Origin of the sequence: Streptosporangium becharense, from assembly GCF_014204985.1 — a bacterium.
Classification (GTDB): domain Bacteria; phylum Actinomycetota; class Actinomycetes; order Streptosporangiales; family Streptosporangiaceae; genus Streptosporangium; species Streptosporangium becharense.
Genome location: NZ_JACHMP010000001.1, coordinates 2,121,927 through 2,140,520 on the forward strand (window position 1 = coordinate 2,121,927; position 18,594 = coordinate 2,140,520).

General features: G+C 70.3%; 19 protein-coding genes. 6 read left to right on the forward strand and 13 right to left on the reverse strand.

What is annotated here, in order from left to right; all coding sequences use genetic code 11:
• Positions 1-6: 6 nt before the first annotated feature.
• Complete coding sequence (locus F4562_RS09095; RefSeq protein ID WP_184542553.1) at positions 7-1,185, reverse strand: ROK family transcriptional regulator; 1,179 nt, start codon at positions 1,183-1,185, stop codon at positions 7-9.
• A gap of 274 nt (positions 1,186-1,459) precedes the next feature.
• Here F4562_RS09095 and F4562_RS09100 point away from each other — a divergent pair, with 274 nt between their 5' ends.
• Genes F4562_RS09100 through F4562_RS09110 form a run of 3 tightly spaced genes read left to right on the forward strand, consistent with a single transcriptional unit; the run spans position 1,460 to position 2,847 of the window.
• Positions 1,460-1,909, forward strand: a complete 450-nt coding sequence (locus F4562_RS09100) for an RrF2 family transcriptional regulator (protein ID WP_184542555.1) — start codon at positions 1,460-1,462, stop codon at positions 1,907-1,909.
• A 2-nt stretch (positions 1,910-1,911) separates the two neighbouring features.
• Positions 1,912-2,049 carry a hypothetical protein gene (locus F4562_RS09105; RefSeq protein WP_184854769.1) on the forward strand — a complete coding sequence of 46 codons (138 nt, stop codon included), beginning with the start codon at positions 1,912-1,914 and terminating at the stop codon, positions 2,047-2,049.
• A 6-nt stretch (positions 2,050-2,055) separates the two neighbouring features.
• Entirely contained in the window at positions 2,056-2,847 is a 792-nt protein-coding gene (locus F4562_RS09110) for an Fpg/Nei family DNA glycosylase (protein ID WP_184542557.1), read from the forward strand.
• On the opposite strand, the gene F4562_RS09115 is transcribed toward F4562_RS09110, so the two are convergent.
• The 6 genes from F4562_RS09115 to F4562_RS09140 all read right to left on the reverse strand — a co-directional run bounded on the left by F4562_RS09115 (position 2,844) and on the right by F4562_RS09140 (position 9,378).
• Positions 2,844-3,191, reverse strand: coding sequence for a helix-turn-helix domain-containing protein (locus F4562_RS09115; protein ID WP_184542559.1), 348 nt, complete (start codon positions 3,189-3,191; stop codon positions 2,844-2,846). The two genes, F4562_RS09110 and F4562_RS09115, sit on opposite strands and share 4 nt — an antisense overlap.
• A gap of 207 nt (positions 3,192-3,398) precedes the next feature.
• Positions 3,399-3,902: a CinA family protein gene (locus F4562_RS09120; protein WP_184542561.1), complete on the reverse strand. Its 504-nt coding sequence runs from the start codon at positions 3,900-3,902 to the stop codon at positions 3,399-3,401.
• Positions 3,899-4,504, reverse strand: coding sequence for a CDP-diacylglycerol--glycerol-3-phosphate 3-phosphatidyltransferase (pgsA, locus tag F4562_RS09125; protein ID WP_184542563.1), 606 nt, complete (start codon positions 4,502-4,504; stop codon positions 3,899-3,901). The genes F4562_RS09120 and pgsA overlap by 4 nt, the downstream gene beginning before the upstream one ends.
• Positions 4,505-4,529: 25 nt before the next feature.
• Positions 4,530-5,942 (reverse strand): 30S ribosomal protein S12 methylthiotransferase RimO, encoded by a 1,413-nt coding sequence (rimO, locus tag F4562_RS09130; protein ID WP_184542565.1) that lies wholly within the window; start codon positions 5,940-5,942, stop codon positions 4,530-4,532.
• A 64-nt stretch (positions 5,943-6,006) separates the two neighbouring features.
• Entirely contained in the window at positions 6,007-6,765 is a 759-nt protein-coding gene (locus tag F4562_RS09135; protein WP_184542567.1) for a helix-turn-helix domain-containing protein, read from the reverse strand.
• 81 nt (positions 6,766-6,846) lie between these two features.
• Complete coding sequence (locus F4562_RS09140; RefSeq protein WP_184542569.1) at positions 6,847-9,378, reverse strand: DNA translocase FtsK; 2,532 nt, start codon at positions 9,376-9,378, stop codon at positions 6,847-6,849.
• Positions 9,379-9,607: 229 nt separating this feature from the next.
• Between F4562_RS09140 and F4562_RS09145 the strand changes: the two genes are divergently transcribed.
• Positions 9,608-11,110, forward strand: a complete 1,503-nt coding sequence (locus tag F4562_RS09145) for a sodium:solute symporter family protein (RefSeq protein WP_184542571.1) — start codon at positions 9,608-9,610, stop codon at positions 11,108-11,110.
• Positions 11,111-11,208: 98 nt separating this feature from the next.
• Here F4562_RS09145 and F4562_RS09150 read toward each other — a convergent pair whose 3' ends face one another.
• From F4562_RS09150 to kduI, 4 genes are all read right to left on the reverse strand, one after another.
• Positions 11,209-11,421 (reverse strand): tautomerase family protein, encoded by a 213-nt coding sequence (locus tag F4562_RS09150; protein ID WP_221207104.1) that lies wholly within the window; start codon positions 11,419-11,421, stop codon positions 11,209-11,211.
• A gap of 113 nt (positions 11,422-11,534) precedes the next feature.
• Positions 11,535-12,299, reverse strand: a complete 765-nt coding sequence (locus F4562_RS09155) for an IclR family transcriptional regulator (protein WP_184542576.1) — start codon at positions 12,297-12,299, stop codon at positions 11,535-11,537.
• Positions 12,300-12,316: 17 nt separating this feature from the next.
• Positions 12,317-13,054: an SDR family oxidoreductase gene (locus tag F4562_RS09160; RefSeq protein WP_184542578.1), complete on the reverse strand. Its 738-nt coding sequence runs from the start codon at positions 13,052-13,054 to the stop codon at positions 12,317-12,319.
• Complete coding sequence (gene kduI, locus F4562_RS09165; protein ID WP_184542580.1) at positions 13,054-13,866, reverse strand: 5-dehydro-4-deoxy-D-glucuronate isomerase; 813 nt, start codon at positions 13,864-13,866, stop codon at positions 13,054-13,056. Before kduI ends, F4562_RS09160 begins: the two co-directional genes overlap by 1 nt.
• A 171-nt stretch (positions 13,867-14,037) precedes the next feature.
• On the opposite strand from kduI, the gene F4562_RS09170 reads away from it, so the two are divergent.
• Entirely contained in the window at positions 14,038-14,697 is a 660-nt protein-coding gene (locus F4562_RS09170) for a hypothetical protein (RefSeq protein WP_184542582.1), read from the forward strand.
• 133 nt (positions 14,698-14,830) lie between these two features.
• Positions 14,831-15,493, forward strand: a complete 663-nt coding sequence (locus tag F4562_RS09175) for a hypothetical protein (protein ID WP_184542584.1) — start codon at positions 14,831-14,833, stop codon at positions 15,491-15,493.
• 127 nt (positions 15,494-15,620) lie between these two features.
• Here F4562_RS09175 and F4562_RS09180 read toward each other — a convergent pair whose 3' ends face one another.
• Positions 15,621-17,306, reverse strand: coding sequence for a ribonuclease J (locus tag F4562_RS09180; protein ID WP_184542586.1), 1,686 nt, complete (start codon positions 17,304-17,306; stop codon positions 15,621-15,623).
• 164 nt (positions 17,307-17,470) lie between these two features.
• Positions 17,471-18,397 carry a 4-hydroxy-tetrahydrodipicolinate synthase gene (gene dapA / locus F4562_RS09185; RefSeq protein WP_184542588.1) on the reverse strand — a complete coding sequence of 309 codons (927 nt, stop codon included), beginning with the start codon at positions 18,395-18,397 and terminating at the stop codon, positions 17,471-17,473.
• Between the last annotated feature and the right edge of the window lie 197 nt (positions 18,398-18,594).

Genomic DNA, 18,594 nt, shown 5'->3' on the forward strand with positions numbered 1-18,594 from the left:
CGGTGCTCAGGAGACGAAGATCTCCTCCCGGGCCTGTTCCAGCGCGGCGATGACGGCGCCGCGCAGCACCGGGTTACCGGTGACCTCGCTGGCCACCACCCGCGGCCGGACCGGGCAGATCCGGGCCACCGCCTCCTCGATGCGGGAGGTGAGCACCTCGCCCCCGGCCTGGCTGATCTCGCCGCCGAGCACCACGAGCCCCGGGTCGAGCACGACGCACACCGACGCCACGCCCAGCGCCAGCCGACCGGCGACCTCGTCCAGCAACGGCTCCCCCGGCTCTCCCGCCATGGCCGCGGCGGCGACGCACTCGGCGGCGCTTCCCCCCGCGAAACCGTAGGTGCCGGCGAGTTCGACGATCGTCTCGGCGCTGACCAGCGACTGGAGTCCTCCGGCGAGCGACGGAAGCCTGCCGGGGACGGCCCGTACGTCCTCGGCGAGCGGCACACCCGGCACCGGCAGGTAACCGATCTCACCCGCACTGCCGGACCGGCCACGGTGGAGCCGACCGCCGAGCACGACGCCGAGGCCGATGCCACGCCCCACCCACAGGAGCACGAAATCATCGGCGTCCCGGGCGGCTCCCAGGGTGCGTTCAGCGACGGCGGCGAGGTTCACGTCGTTCTCGATCTTCACATCGCGGCGCAGGTCACGCGAGAGGGCCTCGTGGATGCCCTCGTGCCAGCCCGGCAGATCGAAGGAGAACCGGACGTCTCCGGTGCGGGGGTCGACCACGCCCGGGGTGCCGATGACGACGGCCCGTAGTTTGGAGAGCGCGACCTTGCCCGTCCGGCACGCCTTGACGAGCGCGCCGTGCACGAGGGCGACCAGGTCGTCGTCCCCATCCGGCGCGGTGCGCACCTCGGCCACGATGTCCCCGTGAATATCGGCGATGGCGGCGGTGACGAATTCCGGGCCCACATCGAGGCCCGCCACATAAGCGGAGGAGGAAATGACCCCGTAAAGCGCGGCGTTGGGGCCGCGTCCTCCGGCCTGTTCTCCGGCGACCTCGACGAGCCCGCGTTCCTCCAGCCGGGCGAGCGTCTGGGACGCCGTCACCTTGGACAGACCGGTGAGCTCCCCGATCTGCCCCCTGGTCAGCGGTCCGGAGGCGAGCAACAACTCCAGCGCGGCTCGGTCGTTGATCTCTCTCAGCAACCTGGGTACGCCAGGACGTCGCTCCATACGCATGCTCTCTTGTTCGCCGTTTCCCGCCGCAATTACATTCAAGCAAGAATAGCGGTGGTATTCATTAATAAAGCTTCCTGATAGTTTAGCCCTGCGAAGGGGGCACGGGAGGCCACGTGGGCGCCCCCCGCAGCCCCTTCCCGCCGTGGGCGCCGGCCGGGCTCTCGCGTCCGCCGAGACCCGGCCCGTCCGAGGTCTCGCGTCCGCCAGGGCCCGGCCCGTCCGGGCCCTGGCGGGTAAAGGACCAATAGCAGGCGGGATAATCGGTTACATGCGTCTATCTGCTCGTGTCGACTATGCCCTGCGTGCCGCCGCCGAACTCGCCGCCGCCGGCGACGGACCTACCACCGTGGGCGAGCTCGCCAAGGAGCAGGACATGCCTCCGAAGTACCTCGAGAACATCCTGCTCCAGATGCGCCGCGCGGGGCTGGTACGCGGCCAGCGCGGCCCCGAGGGCGGCTATGTGCTGGCCCGCCCGGCATCCGAGATCAGCCTCGCCGACGTGATCCGCGCCGTCGACGGCCCGCTCGCCAACGTGCGGGGTGAGCGCCCCGAGCACGTCGGCTACCGCGGCCCCGCCGAGTCGCTGCAGCAGGTCTGGATCGCGCTGCGCGCCAGCGAACGGGCGATCCTCGAGGAGGTCACGCTGGAGAACGTGGCCACCGGCCTCCTGCCCGCCCGGGTCCGCGATCTGGCCGCCGACCCCGCGGCGTGGGACTGACCATGGCGGTCCCCTCGACCATGACGGTCCTCGTGACCGCGGTGGCCCCGGCCGGCGCGGCGGGTCAGGCGATCGGGGCCGGCACGGTCACCGCGGCGGGCGCCCGGCATGCCGCCGCCCTCCGCGCCCGGCGGCGGTGACGGGTCATGCCCGAGGGTGACGTCGTCTACCGCACCGCCCGGCGGCTCGGCCAGGCGCTCGACGGGCGTGTCCTGACCCGTTCCGACTTCCGCGTACCGCGCCATGCCACGGCCGACCTGACCGGCCGGACCGTCCTGACGACCGTCTCCCGGGGAAAGCACCTGCTCACCCGGGTCGAGGGTGGCCTGACGGTCCACACGCACCTGCGGATGGAAGGAAGCTGGCAGATCTCACCGGCGGGTCGCACGCTGCCCCGGGGCGATGTGATCCGCCTGGTGCTGGCCAACTCGCGGTGGCAGGCGGTGGGGATCCGGCTGGGCATGGTCGACCTGGTCGCGACGGACTCCGAGGAGCGGCTGGTCGGGCATCTCGGGCCCGACCTGCTGGGAGCGGACTGGGATGAGGCCGAGGCCGTGCGGAGGCTGGCACGGCAGCCGGAGACCAGCATCGGGGTCGCGCTGCTGGACCAGCGCAATCTGGCGGGAATCGGCGCCATCTACCGGGCCGAGATACTTTTCCTCGCCGGGATGTCGCCATGGCGGCGGGTGGGGACGATCGGAGATCTGGGAGCGATCGTGTCACTGGCGCGGCGGCTGATGGACGCGAACAAGGAGCGCCCGGACAGGACTACCACCGGCGACCTTCGCCCGGGACGGGGCATGTGGGTATATGGCAGGGCCGGACGGCCTTGCCTGCGCTGCGGGCACCGCATCAGTCGTGGTGAGATAGGAGCACAGCCGCAGGAGCGGCTGATCGTCTGGTGCCGTCACTGCCAACCGGAGGAACCGGCGGGCTAGGCGGCCACCATGTCGTTGACCTCGGGGAAGACGGAATCCGGCACGGTCTCGGGGATCGGCAGGCGCTCCCGCTCGGGAACGTCGCCGGCCAGCACCGGCGCGTGCTGGAGCTCTGCCAACGCGAACTGGTCGGAAACCTCACGAAGCACCTGCGAGAGCGGCACGCCCAAGGCGTTGCAGATCGACGCGAGCAGCTCCGACGAGGCCTCTTTCTGGCCCCGCTCCACCTCGGACAAGTAACCCAGGGAAACCCTGGCCAGCGTGGAAACCTCACGCAAGGTGCGACTCTGGCGCACCCTCAGCCGCCGGAGAACGTCACCCAGCAGCTGACGCAGCAGGACCATCTGTCGCTCCCTCCCGGGCGCGGGCGTCTTCACGACATTCCGCGCGATCGGTTCGTGCCGCCCGTTCTTCGAACGCGACCCTTGGTACATACTCCTCGCCGTCATCATCACTTGACCTTTACCTCACTCACAGTTCCACCGTACCTGTATCCACCGACACCGCGGCAGACCATGGTGAGCATGTTCGCTGGGGACGTAACGCGGTAATCACCCGGAATGTTCCCCCAAGTTCGCCTCAAGCACACCTCTCAACAGGTCTATGGCCTCATTCACCGTCTGCTCGCGGATCTCCTCACGGGACCCCGCAAGGCGCAGGTCCCGGTGCCATACCCGCCCGCCCGGACCGCTAACGGCCAGATGGACGGTACCCACCGGTTTGCCGTCCTGCGGGTCAGGCCCGGCGACACCCGTCGCGGCCAGGCCGTATGTGGCATCGGCGAGACGGCGGACACCGACGGCCATGGCCGCGGCGACCTCCGGGTGGACGGCGCCCTCCCGGTCGAGCAGGTCGGCCGGGACGTGCAGGAGCCGGTGCTTGAGCTCCGTGGCGTAGGACAGGACCCCGCCCCGGAAGGCCGCCGAGGCCCCCGAAGGGCCGGTGAGCGCGGCGCCGATCAACCCCGCGGTCAACGACTCGGCCACCGCCACCGTCTCGCCCCGGCGGACGAGGAGCGAGAGCACCTGGGTGGCCTGGAGAAGCCGGTGGCTCATCGTGCCCGCGCCCGCTTCGCGACCTGCCGCAACTTGACCGCCCGGATCACATAGTCGAGGCCGGTGCCGACGGTCACCACCACGGCCGCCCCCATGATGACCCAGCGGATCGGGCCGGGCACTCCCGGCCAGATGTAGGAGACGATCGCGGCGATCTGCAGGACGGTCTTGACCTTCCCGCCGTAGCTGGCCGGGATGACCCCGTGCCGGATGACCGCGAACCGCAGTGCGGTGACGCCCAGCTCCCGGCCGAGGATCACGGCGGTGACCCACCAGGGCAGTTCCCCCAGCACCGAGAAGCCGATCAGAGCGGCACCGATCAGGGCCTTGTCGGCGATCGGGTCGGCGATCTTCCCGAAGTCGGTGATCAGGCCGTAGCGGCGGGCCAGCTCGCCGTCGAGCAGGTCGGTGAGCGAGGCCACCAGGAAGACCACCAACGCGGTCACCCGCCAGCCGGAGCCCGGCACGAAAAGGCAGACCGCGAAGAAAGGAACCATCGCCAGACGTATCACCGTCACGACGTTGGCGATGTTCCAGGTGCTCACCTTGGGGCGCGTGGATGCCGTGGTCGGACCGGTGCCGGTGTCTGGCGTATCGGTCATACGATCTCCCGCCCCGGCGGCGCGCTCACGGTGCGGCCTTGATGCGCGCGATCAGGTCGACCCCCTCGGAGTCGACCACGACGGCGCGGACGATCTGGCCGGTGACCAGGCCGATGCCCTGGACCGTTACGCAACCGTCGACCTCCGGCCCCTGGTGGGCGGCACGGCCCTCGTAGCCGCCGTCTCCCAGATCCTCCTCGATGAGGACGTCGATCTCGGTGCCGATCCGCTCCTCGGCCCGCTGGGCCATCAGCTCCTCGACCAGCTCGGTGAGCGCGGCCACCCGGGCGTCGACGGTCTCCTGGTCGAGCTTGCCCGGCAGGGAGGCCGCCTCGGTGCCCTCCTCGTCGGAGTAGCCGAAGACGCCGACCACGTCGAGCCTGGCCTCCTGCAGGAAGTCGGTCAGCTCGGCGAACTCCTCCTCGGTCTCGCCGGGGAACCCCACGATGAAGTTGGAGCGCACGCCCGCCTCGGGGGCCAGGGCACGGATGGAACCCAAAAGCTCCAGGAAGCGGCGGGGATCGCCGAAGCGGCGCATCCGGCGCAGCACCGAACCGCTGGCGTGCTGGAAGGACAGGTCGAAGTACGGGGCGACGCCCTCGGTCGCGGCGATCGCCTCCAGCAGCCCGGGGCGGAGCTCGGCGGGCTGGAGGTAGCTGACGCGCACCCGTTCGATGCCCTCGGTCGCGGCGAGGGCGGGCAGCAGCTTCTCCAGCGCCCGCAGGTCGCCCAGGTCCTTGCCGTAGGAGGTGGAGTTCTCGCTGACGAGCACGAGCTCCTTGACGCCCTCCCCGGCCAGCCAGGCGGCCTCGGCGAGCAGTTCTTCGGGGGCTCGCGAGACGTACGCGCCGCGGAAGGCCGGAATCGCGCAGAAGGTGCAGCGGCGGTCGCAGCCGGAGGCCAGCTTCAGCGAGGCCACCGGACCGGTGCCCAGGCGCTTGCGGAGCGGCCGGGGACCGCTGGCCGGGGCCACTCCCTCCGGCAGCTCCCCGTGGCCCGGGATGCTGGCCTTGGGGGCCGCGGCGGCCCGCTCGACCGGCGAGATGGGCAGCAGGGTCCGGCGGTCGCGGGGGCTGTGCGGCACGAGCGGCCTGCCCGCCAGCACGTCGTCGAGACGCGCGCCGATCTCGGTGTAGTCGTCGAAGGAGATGACGGCCGCCGCCTCCGGCAGCGCGTCGGCCAGCTGGTCTCCGTACCGCTCGGCCATGCAGCCCGCGGCGACCACCTTGGTGCCCGAGTCGGCTGCGGCGAGCAGCGTGTCGATGGAGTCCTTCTTCGCGGAGTCGATGAAGCCGCACGTGTTGACGACGATGACGTCGGGATCGTCGTCGCCCAGCTGCCAACCGGCAGCCTCAAGACGGGCGGCGAGCTCCTCGGAGTCGACCTCGTTACGTGCGCAGCCAAGTGTGATCAGCGATGCGGTTCGGCGGGATGACATGGTGATGACTACGGTATCGGGAGTTGGCCACTACCCGGTGCACCTCCCCCCTATTCGAGCGACCTCAGCGCCGGCCCTCCTTGGCCGCGGAGACCGCGTAGGAGCGGTTGACCACCTGCCCGGGACGCCCGGGGGCACCGATGTTCTTGCCGTTCATCTGCAGGGTCACCGCTCCTCCGTCGGCGAAGGTGACTTTCATCTTCCTGGCCCGCAGGACGGTGGTCTTGCCCGCTCCGAGGACTCCGGCGAAGAGCCTGCGTCCGTTCGCGTCCTCGGCTTCCACCCACGAGGACCGCTCCGCCCGGACCTTCAGGACGACCACGTCGCTGCGCTTGCTCTTGGCCAGCGGCGTCGTCCGGCGCGGGGAGTCGGGCGCCGAACCGGCCGGAGCCGACGGCGCGGCCGGAGGCACCGGGACGACGTCGGCGGTCGGCGTGTCGCCGTCGCCGCCCATCGTCCGGACCACGCCGAACACGACGACGATGACCAGCGCGACCGCCATGGCCATGGTCCAGTTGGGCGAGCGGCGCTCGCGGATCCTGATGGGCGTGTCGGCCTGGAAGATGCTCGCGGCGCGGACCGGCAGCGGCACGCCCCCGTGCTCCTCGTCGTAACGGTGCACCAGGGCCTCGGGATCGAGCCCGACGACCCTGGCGATGTTGCGGATGTGCCCGCGGGCGTAGAAATCGCCGCCGCAGGCGGAGAAGTCGTTCCGCTCGATCGCCTGAATGATCACCTCGCGGATGCGCGTCCGCGCGCTCAACTGCCCGACGGTCAGCCCCATCGACCGTCGCGCCTCCGCCAGATCGCCGCCTATGTCCATAGCGCACGCCCCCCAGCCCCCGACGTTGCGTAGCGACTCCCATTCAATCAGTAATCGGGCGGAGAGTGCGCAGTGGGATCGTCATTCTCCTCTCAAGTCGGCCAGAAGCCCCGCAAGCTCGTCGGGCTTGACCAGGACCTCCCTGGCCTTGGACCCCTCGCTCGGGCCGACCACGTTCCGGCTCTCCAGCAGGTCCATCAGGCGTCCCGCCTTGGCGAAGCCCACCCGGAGCTTGCGCTGGAGCATCGAGGTGGAGCCGAACTGGGTGGTGACGATCAGCTCGGCCGCCTGGACGAGCAGGTCGAGGTCGTCGCCGATCTCCTCGTCGATCTCCTTCTTGGCGGTCGACACGGCGGCGACGTCGTCGCGGTACTCGGCCGCCATCTGGGCCTTGCAGTGCGCGACGATCTCGGTGATCTCCTTCTCGGAGATGAAGGCGTTCTGCAGGCGCATGGGCTTGCTGGCGCCCATCGGCAGGAAGAGCGCGTCACCCTGCCCGACGAGCTTCTCGGCGCCCGGCTGGTCGAGGATGACCCGGGAGTCGGACAGCGACGAGGTGGCGAACGCCAGCCGCGAGGGGACGTTGGCCTTGATCAGGCCGGTGACGACGTCCACGCTGGGCCGCTGGGTGGCGATGACCAGGTGGATCCCGGCGGCGCGGGCGAGCTGGGTGATGCGGACGATGGAGTCTTCCACGTCGCGGGGGGCGACCATCATCAGGTCGGCGAGCTCGTCGACGATCACCAGCAGGTAGGGGTAGGGCTGGTAGACCCGTTCGCTGCCGGGGGGCGGCACGAGCTTGCCCGAGCGCACCGCCTTGTTGAAGTCGTCGACGTGCCGGAAGCCGCTGGCGGCCAGGTCGTCGTAGCGGCGGTCCATCTCCCCGACGACCCATTCCAGGGCCTCGGCGGCCTTCTTGGGGTTGGTGATGATCGGCGTGATGAGGTGCGGGATGCCCTCGTACACGCTCAGCTCGACCCGCTTGGGGTCGACCAGGACCATCCGCACCTCGTCCGGTGTGGCGCGCATCAGGATCGAGGAGATCAGACCGTTGACGCAGACCGACTTTCCGGCACCGGTGGCGCCCGCGATGAGCAGGTGCGGCATCTTGGCGAGGTTGGCCACGATCGTGCGTCCCTCGACGTCCTTGCCCAGCCCGACGATCATCGGGTGGTGGTCGGCCTGGGCGACCTGGGAACGCAGGATGTCGCCCAGCGAGACGAGATCCTTGTCGGTGTTGGGGATCTCGACGCCGATCGCCGACTTGCCGGGGATGGGGGACAGGATCCGGACGTCGGCGGACTTGACGGCGTAGGCGATGTTCTTGGTGAGCGCGGTGACCTTCTCGACCTTGACCGCGGGGCCGAGCTCGATCTCGTAGCGCGTGACCGTCGGTCCCCGGGTGAAGCCGATCACCTGGGCGTCGATGGCGAACTGCTCCAGCACGCTGGTGAGGGCGTTGACGACGACCGTGTTGGCCTTCGTCTGCGGCTTGGGGGCGCTGCCGGGACGCAGCAGCTGGGCGTCGGGCAGGGTGTAGGGCCCGGCCTGCGGTGACAGCACGAGCTGCTCGACCTTGCGCGGTGCCGGGGTGGGCACGGGCGGCTCGGCCGGCACGGGCATGGCGGCCTGCGGCTCCTCCTCCGTGACCAGGCCGGGAACGATCTCCGGCGCGTGGTCGGCGAGCTTGTCCTCCTGCGACCCGGCGACCACGGGGGTGTCGTACGGCTTGACGGTGTCGCCCGGCTCGGAGCCGTCGGCCGCCGGCTTCTTGCGCGTGACGGGCCGCTTCCTGGGGGTGCGCGGCCGCGCCGGCGCCTCGCGGTTGAAGAGCATGTGCCGGATCTCCGCCAGCCGTTCGGGGATCCGGTGCACCGGCGTCGCGGTGATCACCAGCACCCCGAAGCCGGAGAGGATCAGTAGCAGCGGGATGGTGACGAAGGCGGGCAGGATGCTGGCCGGCGGCGCCGAGACGACGAAGCCGATCATCCCCCCCGCCGCCGAGACCTTGTCCATGCCGTCCGAGGGGCCACCCGACGGGTACGGCGTGTTGTGGACGACGTGCACGACACCGAGCACGCCGACGGCGAGGGCGGACCAGCCGATCATCATCCGGCCGGTGTCGGCGTTCTGGTCCGGATGGCGCAGCAGTCGCCAGGCCAGCAGGGCCAGCAGAATCGGGACCAGCCAGGTCAGCGACCCGAAGACACCGCGCATGACGGCGTTGACCACACCGGAGACCGTGCCGGTGCTCTGCCGCCAGGTCATGGCCGCCAGCACGATCGCCCCGGCGAACACGGCGAGGCCGAGGCCGTCGCGACGGTGCGCGGGGTCGAGCTCGCGGGCGTTCTGCCCCAGGGCCCGCGCCGCGCTGCCGATGCCCCCGGCGAGGAGCATCCAGACCCCCATGAACAGCTTGCCGATCATGATGAGGACCCAGCCGATCGGATCGGGCCGCGCCGGGGCGGGCCTGCGGGCCGAGGCTGCGGCCTTCGGCCGCGCGGTGGAGGCCCGCCGGGCGGGCGACGTGCGGGCCGAGGGGGACCCGGGCCGGCCGGCGGGCCCTCTGCCGGAGGGCTTGCCTGAGGCGCCTTTAGACGTACGGGTGGCCATGTTAACGAGGCTAACGAGACGGGTGGTGAATCGCAGGGAGGCACGCCGGAACGGCGACGCTCTCCTCCCTACCGTGATCAGCATCACATTAATGGCGATACTCCAGCAAAACCGACAAAACCCTTAAATCCCCCAATGGCCCCCAAGGAAAGCGCATTCCATTCTATGTATTGACATTGCGTTCCATGTAATAGAACCTCCTCACCAACAGAGCGTTGGGAGGAGACACATGTCCGCACTCGACTGGCTCGTCCTTGGGGCGTACTTCCTTGTCATGGTCGCCATCGGCGTGTGGTCGAAGAGCCGCATCAAGAATGTGGTCGACTTCTTCACCGCCGGCGGCCGCATCCCCTGGTGGTTATCCGGCATCTCCCACCACATGTCGGGTTACAGCGCGATCATGTTCGTGGCGTTCGCGGCCGTCGCCTACCAGTACGGGCTGGCCATGTACGTCTGGTGGGCGCTGACCATCGGCCTCGGCGTCGGTGTCGGGGCCTTCCTCTGGGCGGCCCGGTGGAACCGGCTCCGGTCGAAGCACGGCGTGGTCTCCCCCCTGGAGTACCTCGCCAGGCGTTACAACCTGCCGACCCAGCAGGTGCTGGCCTACAGCGGCGCGCTGCTGAAGGTGGTGGACATCGCGGCCAAGTGGGTGGCGATCGCGATCCTGCTCCGGGGCTTCGCGGGGATCCCGATCCGGTGGGGAATCCTGGTCACCGGAGCCGTCACGCTGATCTACATCACGGCCGGGGGCCTGTGGGCGGACGTGCTCACCGACTTCGGGCAGTTCGTCATCCAGGGTGTCGCGGGCGTCGCCATGTTCATCGCGATCATGGCGCACCTGGACGGCGTCGCCACCCTGTGGACGATGTGGGACAAGCTTCCCGAAGGGCACGGCGACCCCTTCAACGGGCCCTACACGACGACGTTCTTCCTCGCCCTGCTCTTCATCAAGACCTTCGAGTACAACGGCGGAATGTGGAACCTCGCCCAGCGCTACATGGCCGCCTCCTCGGGCTCGGAGGCCAAGCGCTCGGCGCTGCTGTCGAGCGCGCTGTGGCTCATCTGGCCGCTGATCCTGTTCATCCCGATGTTCGCCGCGCCGCTCATCGTGCCCGGCCTGGCCAACGCCGAAGAGGCCTATGTACGGCTGGCGCAGACCCTGCTGCCGCCGGGTGTGATCGGCCTGGTGCTGGCGGGCTTCTTCTCGCACACCATGGCCATGGTCGCCTCCGACGCCAACGTGATCTCCTCGGTCATCACCCGGGACATCGCCCCGGTGATCGTCCGCCGGGTGCGCGAACTGTCCGCCCGGGCCGAACTGACCTTCGCCCGGGTGACCACGTTCGTCTTCGTACTGATCAGCATGGTGATCGCCATCTCGACCGAGGGTCAGGGCGTCGTACTGAAGATCGTGGTCGACCTGGTCGCGGCGACGATGGGACCGATCTCGATCCCGCTGATGCTGGGCATGCTGCCGTGGTTCCGGCGGAGCGGCCCGACCGCGGCGATCGTCTCCTGGGCCGCGGGCCTGGGCGTCTGGGCGTACGTGAAGTGGATCGTCGAGGCCAAGGACACCGCGATGGTGGTCGGCGTGCCGCTGGTGACGTCACTGGTCCTCTACGTGGCGATCGGGCTGCTGAAGCCGGAGAACCGCGCCGATCGCGACGCGTTGGTCGACTCCCTGGACACCGACGCCGACACCGCGCCGGAGCGGGCGGGTGCGAGCGGCTGACACCGGGCCGCCATGGCGGCACCACGGCGTTGCCGCAGGACCGCCGCGAGGCCGCCACGTCCGCTCCCGCCGGGAGCCTCGGACGTGGCGGCCTCGTACTACTTGTCGGACTCCAGGACGCCACCGTTGGCGACGTCGGACTTCTCGATCTCCGTGAAGACGATGCGCACCGCCTCGCGGCGCGCCTTCAGGATGTCCACCGCCGCGTCGGTCAGCGCGGCCACGAATTCGCGGCGCTGGTCGAGGGTCCGACCCGACAGCAGCTCGACGGTGATGTTCGGCATGACGACCTCCGGATCATTGTGTTGCATAACATGACACCAGATTCCGCTACATGAAACAATATGCGCCGAGCAGCCATCGCGGACTCAGAAGTGGTGTAACGGGCCGCCGGCCGGAGCGGCGGGCTGACGGCCCCCGCCCGTCAGCCGCGCAGGACCGGTTCGGGAGCGCCGAGAGCGCGGGAGACCTCCTTGGCCGCCGCGACCACCTCGGGGGCGAACCGCTCGACGTCCTCGCGGCTCATGTCCATCGCCAGGGCGGAGATGGAGATGCCGCCGAGCACCTGACCGGTGTGGTCGAAGACCGGGGCCGCCACGCACAGGATGCCGGGGAGGTTCTCCTCGTCGTCCAGCGCGTAGCCGCGGGCGCGCACCTCGGCCAGATGGGCCACGAGCCCGTCCGGCGTCGTCAGGGTGCCGGGCGTGGCGGCGGGCATGCCCGTGCGGGCACAGATGGCGCGGACCTCGTCCTCGCCCAGCTGGGCGAGGATCGCCTTGCCGATCGCGGTGCAGTGCAGGCGCAGGCTCATGCCGACGCGCGAGGGCATCTGGTACGGCCGCCGGCCCTCCAGCTTGTCGACGTAGACGGCTTCGTCGCCGCTGCGGATCGCGAAGTGCGTGGTGTAGCCGATCCGCTCGTGCAGGGCGTTCAGCGCCACGGACGCCTGGCGGGCCGGGTCGAAGCGGTTCATGACCCGCCCCGCCAGTGTGAGGATGCGGGGGCCGGGCTCGTAACCCCCGCTGCCGTCCGCCCGCGCGAACCCCCACTCGACGAGCGACTGGAGGATGCGATGGACGGTCGATTTCGACACCCCCGTCGCGGCGGCGATGTCGGTTACGCGATGGTGCTCGGCTATCGCCTCCAGCACCGCCAGCGCCTTGTCGATGGAGCTGCCTTCCCTGACCACGACCGTGAGCCTACTGGTCAGCGCGCCAACCAGCCTCCATCCACCGCCAGCACGTGCCCGTTGACGTAGTCGGAGGCAGCGGACGCCAGGAAGACGGCCGCTCCCACGAGGTCCGCCGGAGCACCCCAGCGGCCCGCCGGGATGCGTGCCCGGATCTCGGCCTCCCGCGCGGGGTCGTCCCACAGGCGTTCGGTGTTGTTCGTCCTGATGTAGCCGGGGGCGATGGCGTTGACCTGCACCCCGGAGCCCGCCCACTCGCAGGCCAGAGCCCTGGTGAGCCCGGCCACGGCGTGCTTGGAGGCGGTGTAGCCGGGGACGTTGACGCCGCCCTGGAAGGACAGCATGGAGGCGATCATGATGATCTTCCCGGAGCCGCGGGCCAGCATGCGCGTCCCGACGGCCTGGCTGAGCAGGAAGACCGCGTCCAGGTTGACGTCGAGGACCTCGCGGAAGGAGTCGTAGGGGTGTTCGGCGGCTGGAGCCCTGCGGATGATCCCCGCGTTGTTGACCAGCACGTCGATCGGCTCCAGCCGCCCGGCGGCCTCGGGGACGCGTCCCGGGTCCGACAGGTCGAGGATCCACCGCGAGACCCGCCGGCCGATCTCGCGTACCTCGGCCTCGACCTCGTCCAGGTCGTCGTCACGGCCGTGCAGGACCAAATCGGCCCCGGCCGCGGCCAGGCCCACCGCCAGGGCCCGCCCGATCCCGGTGCGCGCGCCGGTGACGAGCGCGGTCTTGCCCTCCAGGGAGAACATCAGCGCATCTCGCCGATCGCGACCTGCTCCATGTCCTCGAACGCCTGGTTCTCCCCGCCCATGGCCCAGACGAAGGAGTAGCTCCGGGTGCCGAAGCCGCAGTGCACCGACCAGGACGGCGAGATCACCGCCTGCCGGTCGGCGACCACCAGGTTGCGGGTCTCGTCGGGCCGCCCCATCAGGTGGATCACCCGCTCCCCCGGCGGCAGGTCGAAGTAGAGGTAGACCTCGGTCCGGCGCTCATGGGTGTGGCAGGGCATGGTGTTCCACATGCTGCCGGGCTCCAGCACGGTCACGCCCAGCACGAGCTGACAGCTCTGGACGCCTTTGGCGTGGATGTACTTGTAGATCGTGCGTTCGTTGGACCCGTCCCGGCCGCCCAGCCGCACCGGCTCGGCGTCCTCCAGCGTCGCCCGCGCGGTCGGCAGGGTCGCGTGCGCGGGGGTGGAGACCAGGTAGAACGGACCGCCCTCGAAAGTCACCTCGCGCGACTCGCGACCGGCGTAGAGGCACTCCCTGGGCGCCAGCCCGTACGACACGCCGTCGACGGTCACCGTGCCCGCCTCGCCCACGTTGACCACGCCCAGCTCACGGCGCTGGAGGAAGTAGTCGGACCTGAGCGGGTCGGGGCTGTGCAGCCTCAGCGGCGTGTCCTCCGGCTGCGCGCCGCCGATCACGATCCGGTCCTCGTGGGAGTAGAGCAGACGGACCTCCCCGGGCACGAAGAGCCGCTCCGCCAGGAACCGGCGGCGCAGCCAGTCGGTGGTCGCCCCGGGTATCTGGTCGGGTGCCGTGGCGTGCCGTACCTCCATCGATCCTCCTTTGTTCTACTACATGGAATTAAAAGCTGCTACATAGAACAGTACGAGCATATAACGGCACCTCTCTCCGCGCACCCGTCACCGCGTTCCGCGAACTTTCCGCGCCGCCCCCGCATCTCATGGCGTACGGGGAGACGACACGACGAACGGAGAAGGACTTCGATGACCGGGACAAGGCGGACCGCACTGTTCGTGGCGGCGACGGGGGCGGCCCTCACGACCGCCTTCACCGGGGGCGTCGCCCTCGCCGAGACGGGACAGACGTCGGGGCAGATCCCCCGCGGCTTCCTGCTGTACGAGGCGGAGGCCCGCAAGCCGGTCGACCCCTCTCTCGGGGAGAAGTGGACGATCAGCAACAAGCTGAGCAGCAACCTCGCGTTCAACCCGTGCACCCTGAACAGCCCCTCGGACGGCGGCCGGGTGAGCGCCCGGACGATCGAGTACTCCTTCTCCGAGGTCCACCGGGCCGAGCAACTGGTTCTCTACCGCACCGCCGGCGCCGCACGCTCCGCCATGTCCGGCCTGCTCGCACAGGTCAACCGATGCAAGGTCGACAAGTCCGGCTCCCTGGTCTTCAAGGCCTCGGCGCAGGCGGTCGGCATCGGCGACCAGGCCGCGCGGCTGACCATCCAGGCCTACGACAAGAACGGGCGTCCCGTCGTCGGCGGCCAGCGGGCCGTCGTCGTGCGCAAGGGCCGTGCCCTGGCGCTCTACCTCCACGGGGCCGAGTACCACTCGGTGAAGAGCGACCACTTCTCCGAGCAACTGGTGGACGCCCGGAGGATGGCGGGCAAGGTCTGCTCGCTGCCCGGCGTCTGCTGACCGCATGACGACGGCGACGCGGCCTCCGGCGCCGGAGGCCGCGCGAACTTTCACCGGAGCACCCGCGTCTCACCGGGCGGGGAGAAGGATCGACGAAGCGGAAAGGCTCACGATGACCGGAACTGGACGACGGATGGCGCTGCGCGTGACGACGGCGGCAGCGGTGGCGGGCGCGACGCTCGCGACCGCGCTCGCCGGCGGCACCGCCCTCGCCGAGACGGGACAGGCCGCCGGGCAGTTCCCCAAGGACTTCCTGTTGTATGAGTCCGAGGCCCGCAAGCCGGTGGACGACCCGACCGAAGAGAAATGGACGATCAGCAACAAGTTGGGCAAGAACCCCGGATTCTCCCCGTGTGACCTGAGCAAGCACATGCGCGGCGGTCAGGTGAGCGCGCGGACGGTCGGCTTCAACGCCCCCCTCTTCTACCGGGGCGAGCAGCTGGTGGTCTACCGCTCGGAGAGCGCCGCGCGCAGCGCGTTCGCCGGCCTGCTCAAGCAGGCCCGCAAGTGCGCGAAGTTCACATCCCACTCCGTGCCCTTCAAGACCACGACGCAGCCGGTCAAGGCGGGGGACCAGGCCGTGCGGGTGGCGATCCAGGGCGGCGACCACCCCAGCACCGGGAAACCCAGCCTGCAGGGCCAGCGGGCCGTGGTCATGCGCAAGGGCCGGGCCGTGGCCGTCTACCTCCTCTCCGGCGACTCCGCCGAGAAGGTGTACGACCGCGACTTCACCGAGCAGCTGAGGGATGCCAGGAAGATGGCCGGCAAGGTCTGCTCCCTGCCCGGCGTCTGCTGATCGCGCTCCCCGCGGAGGGGGGCCGTTCGGGATGCGGTGACCGGCCCGCACGGCAGTGGGGACCGGCCCGCGCGACGGCGCGGACCCGTGCGGCGGCCGGGACGCGATCGCCGCACGGGACGCGGGGTCAGACCTCGACGACCACCGGGATGATCATCGGCCGGCGGCGGTAGCTGTCGCTCACCCACCGCCCGACGGTCCGGCGGACCACCCGGCGGGCCTGCTGGATGTCGACCACCCCGTCGGCCGCGTTCTCCTGCAGGGCACGCTCGACCTGCGGCAGGACCTCCTCGAAGCCCGTGGCGTCGATGCCCGAGCCTCGGGCGTGGATCTCCGGCGGGGCGGCCAGCTTGCCGGTGGCGGTGTCGATCACGATGACGATGGAGACGAACCCCTCCTCGCCCAGGATCCGCCGGTCCTTCAGCGCGAAGTCGGTGATGTCGCCCACCGAGGTGCCGTCCACGTAGACGTAACCGGCGGGCACCGCACCCACGATCCGCGCCCGGCCGTCGACCAGGTCCACCACGACGCCGTCCTCGGCGATCACGATGTGGTCCTCGGGCACCCCGGTCAGCGCGGCGAGCTTGGCGTGCGCCCGCAGATGGCGCCACTCCCCGTGCACCGGCATGAAGTTGGACGGGCGGGTCATGTTCAGCACGTACAGCAACTCGCCTGCGGCGGCGTGCCCGGAGACGTGCACCTTGGCGTTGCCCTTGTGCACCACCCGCGCACCCCAGCGGCTCAGGCCGTTGATCACCTTGTTGACGGCGGTCTCGTTGCCGGGCACCAGCGAGGAGGCCAGCAGCACCGTGTCGCCCTCGGCGATCCTGATCGAGTGGTCGCGGTTGGCCATGCGCGACAGCGCGGCCATCGGCTCCCCCTGCGAACCGGTGCAGATCAGCACCACGTCCCGCGGCGGCAGGTCCTCGATGTCCCGGGAGTCGACGATGAGGTTCGGGGAGACCCGCAGGTAACCCAGCTCACGGGCGACGCCCATGTTGCGCACCATCGAACGGCCGACCAGGGCGACCTTGCGGCCGTGCTTGGCGGCGGAGTCCATGACCTGCTGCACGCGGTGGATGTGGGAGGCGAAGCTCGCCACGATCACCCGGTTCTCCGCGGTGCGGATCACCTCGTCGATGACCGGCCCGATCTCCCGCTCGCTGGTGACGAACCCGGGCACCTCGGCGTTGGTCGAGTCGGACATCAGCAGGTCGACGCCCTCGGCGCCGAGCCGGGCGAAGCCCCCCAGGTCGGTCAGGCGCCCGTCGCTGGGCAGCTGGTCCATCCGGAAGTCGCCGGTGTGCAGCACGATGCCCGCGGGTGTGCGGATCGCGACCGCCAGCGCGTCCGGGATGGAGTGGTTGACGGCGAGGAACTCGCAGTCGAACGGCCCGAAGCTGTGCCGCTCGCCCTCCACCACCTCGCGCTTGACCGGCTGGATGCGGTGCTCGGTGAGCTTGGCCTCGATGAGCGCCAGGGTCAGCCTGGACCCCGCGATCGGGATGTCGCGCCGCTCACGCAGCAGGTACGGCACGGCGCCGATGTGGTCCTCGTGCCCGTGGGTCAGCACCACGGCCTCGATGTCGTCGAGGCGGTCGCGGATGTACTCGAAGTCGGGCAGGATCAGGTCGACGCCCGGCTGTTCGAGGTCGGGGAACAGCACCCCGCAGTCGACGATCAGCAGCCGGCCGTCGTACTCGAACACGGCCATGTTGCGGCCGATCTCACCCAGGCCGCCCAGCGCGACGATGCGCAGCGCACCCTCGGGAAGCGCGGGCGGCGGCCCCAGTTCGGGATGGGGGTGACTCATCCGGTCACACCTCTCTTACCTGTCTCACCGGCGCCGGCGGCCCCCACGGACGGCAGGGCCACCCCTTCGCCGAGCACTCGGACCCGCAGGGGGCCGCTGTATCTTCTGTCGCGCAAACTCTCGTTCCTCCCGAATGCGGCCGGTATCGGCCACCGTGTTCTCCGTCATGCCACAACTCCGTCGGACAGCTTCACGCCGCCGGCGATCAAGTCTTCGCGCAGTCGCGCCACTTCCGCGTCCGTGGCCTCCGCCAGGGGCAGCCGTACCGGCCCCGCGGGCCACCCGACCAGGGACAGCGCCGCCTTCGCCATGACCACGCCGCCGGCCTGCATCATGATCCCGGAGATCACCGGGAGCAGCCTGCGGTGGACGGCGAGGGCACCCGCGACGTCCCCGGTTCGGTACAGCTCGATCATCGCGGCGATCTCGGTGCCCACGACGTGGCCGACCACGCTGACGCATCCCGCGGCCCCGACCGAGAGCCACGGCAGGTTGAGGGCGTCGTCACCGGAGTAGTAGGCCAGGCCGGTGGCCGCCATCACCTGGGAACCGGCGAACAGGTCGGCCTTGGCGTCCTTCACCGCGACGATCCGCTCGTGCCGGGCGAGCCGCACCAGGGTCTCGCTCCCGATCGGCACGCCGCTGCGGCCGGGGATGTCGTAGAGCATGACCGGCAGCCCCGTGGCGTCGGCCACGGCCGTGAAGTGCCGGTAGATCCCCTCCTGCGACGGCTTGCTGTAGTAGGGCGTCACCAGCAGGAGACCGTGGGCCCCGGCGCGCTCGGCGGCGCGGGCCAGCCCGAGGCTGTGGTGGGTGTCGTTGGTTCCCGCCCCGGCCACGATCGCGGCGCGGTCGCCGACCGCCTCGACGACGGCGCGCAGCAGGCGCTCCTTCTCGTCGTCGGTCGTCGTCGGCGACTCCCCTGTCGTGCCGCTCACGACCAGGCCGTCGTTGCGCTGGTCGTCCACCAGGTGGGTGGCCAGGCGCTGCGCGCTCTCGTAGTCGACCGATCCGTCACGGGTGAAGGGCGTGACCATGGCGGTCAGCATGCGGCCGAAGGGGGCGTCGGAGGTTCCAGTTGGCGCTGCCATAGAGGGAACGCTACCTGGATCCGTGGAACCGGCGGACTCCGCCACCCCGCCTAACCTCCGTCCACCGATGTGCCCCGGAGCGAATATCCCCCCGAGGTGCCCGCTGCACACCGTACACGGGGATATATACCGCCATGGTGAATGCCCGCCCTGCGCCGTACCCGGGGGACGGGACGGGCCGGCCGCAGGCTTCCCCG

Coding starts and splice junctions, on each gene's coding strand:
- F4562_RS09120 (WP_184542561.1), bottom strand. CDS start 3,902: ATGAGCCACCGGCTTCTCCAGGCCACCCAGGTGCTCTCGCTCCTCGTC.
- F4562_RS09150 (WP_221207104.1), bottom strand. CDS start 11,421: ATGCAACACAATGATCCGGAGGTCGTCATGCCGAACATCACCGTCGAG.
- F4562_RS09140 (WP_184542569.1), bottom strand. CDS start 9,378: ATGGCCACCCGTACGTCTAAAGGCGCCTCAGGCAAGCCCTCCGGCAGA.
- kduI (WP_184542580.1), bottom strand. CDS start 13,866: ATGGAGGTACGGCACGCCACGGCACCCGACCAGATACCCGGGGCGACC.
- dapA (WP_184542588.1), bottom strand. CDS start 18,397: ATGGCAGCGCCAACTGGAACCTCCGACGCCCCCTTCGGCCGCATGCTG.
- F4562_RS09135 (WP_184542567.1), bottom strand. CDS start 6,765: ATGGACATAGGCGGCGATCTGGCGGAGGCGCGACGGTCGATGGGGCTG.
- F4562_RS09180 (WP_184542586.1), bottom strand. CDS start 17,306: ATGAGTCACCCCCATCCCGAACTGGGGCCGCCGCCCGCGCTTCCCGAG.
- F4562_RS09095 (WP_184542553.1), bottom strand. CDS start 1,185: ATGGAGCGACGTCCTGGCGTACCCAGGTTGCTGAGAGAGATCAACGAC.
- F4562_RS09175 (WP_184542584.1), top strand. CDS start 14,831: ATGGCGCTGCGCGTGACGACGGCGGCAGCGGTGGCGGGCGCGACGCTC.
- rimO (WP_184542565.1), bottom strand. CDS start 5,942: ATGTCATCCCGCCGAACCGCATCGCTGATCACACTTGGCTGCGCACGT.
- F4562_RS09115 (WP_184542559.1), bottom strand. CDS start 3,191: ATGGTCCTGCTGCGTCAGCTGCTGGGTGACGTTCTCCGGCGGCTGAGG.
- pgsA (WP_184542563.1), bottom strand. CDS start 4,504: ATGACCGATACGCCAGACACCGGCACCGGTCCGACCACGGCATCCACG.
- F4562_RS09170 (WP_184542582.1), top strand. CDS start 14,038: ATGACCGGGACAAGGCGGACCGCACTGTTCGTGGCGGCGACGGGGGCG.
- F4562_RS09100 (WP_184542555.1), top strand. CDS start 1,460: ATGCGTCTATCTGCTCGTGTCGACTATGCCCTGCGTGCCGCCGCCGAA.
- F4562_RS09110 (WP_184542557.1), top strand. CDS start 2,056: ATGCCCGAGGGTGACGTCGTCTACCGCACCGCCCGGCGGCTCGGCCAG.
- F4562_RS09105 (WP_184854769.1), top strand. CDS start 1,912: ATGGCGGTCCCCTCGACCATGACGGTCCTCGTGACCGCGGTGGCCCCG.
- F4562_RS09160 (WP_184542578.1), bottom strand. CDS start 13,054: ATGTTCTCCCTGGAGGGCAAGACCGCGCTCGTCACCGGCGCGCGCACC.
- F4562_RS09145 (WP_184542571.1), top strand. CDS start 9,608: ATGTCCGCACTCGACTGGCTCGTCCTTGGGGCGTACTTCCTTGTCATG.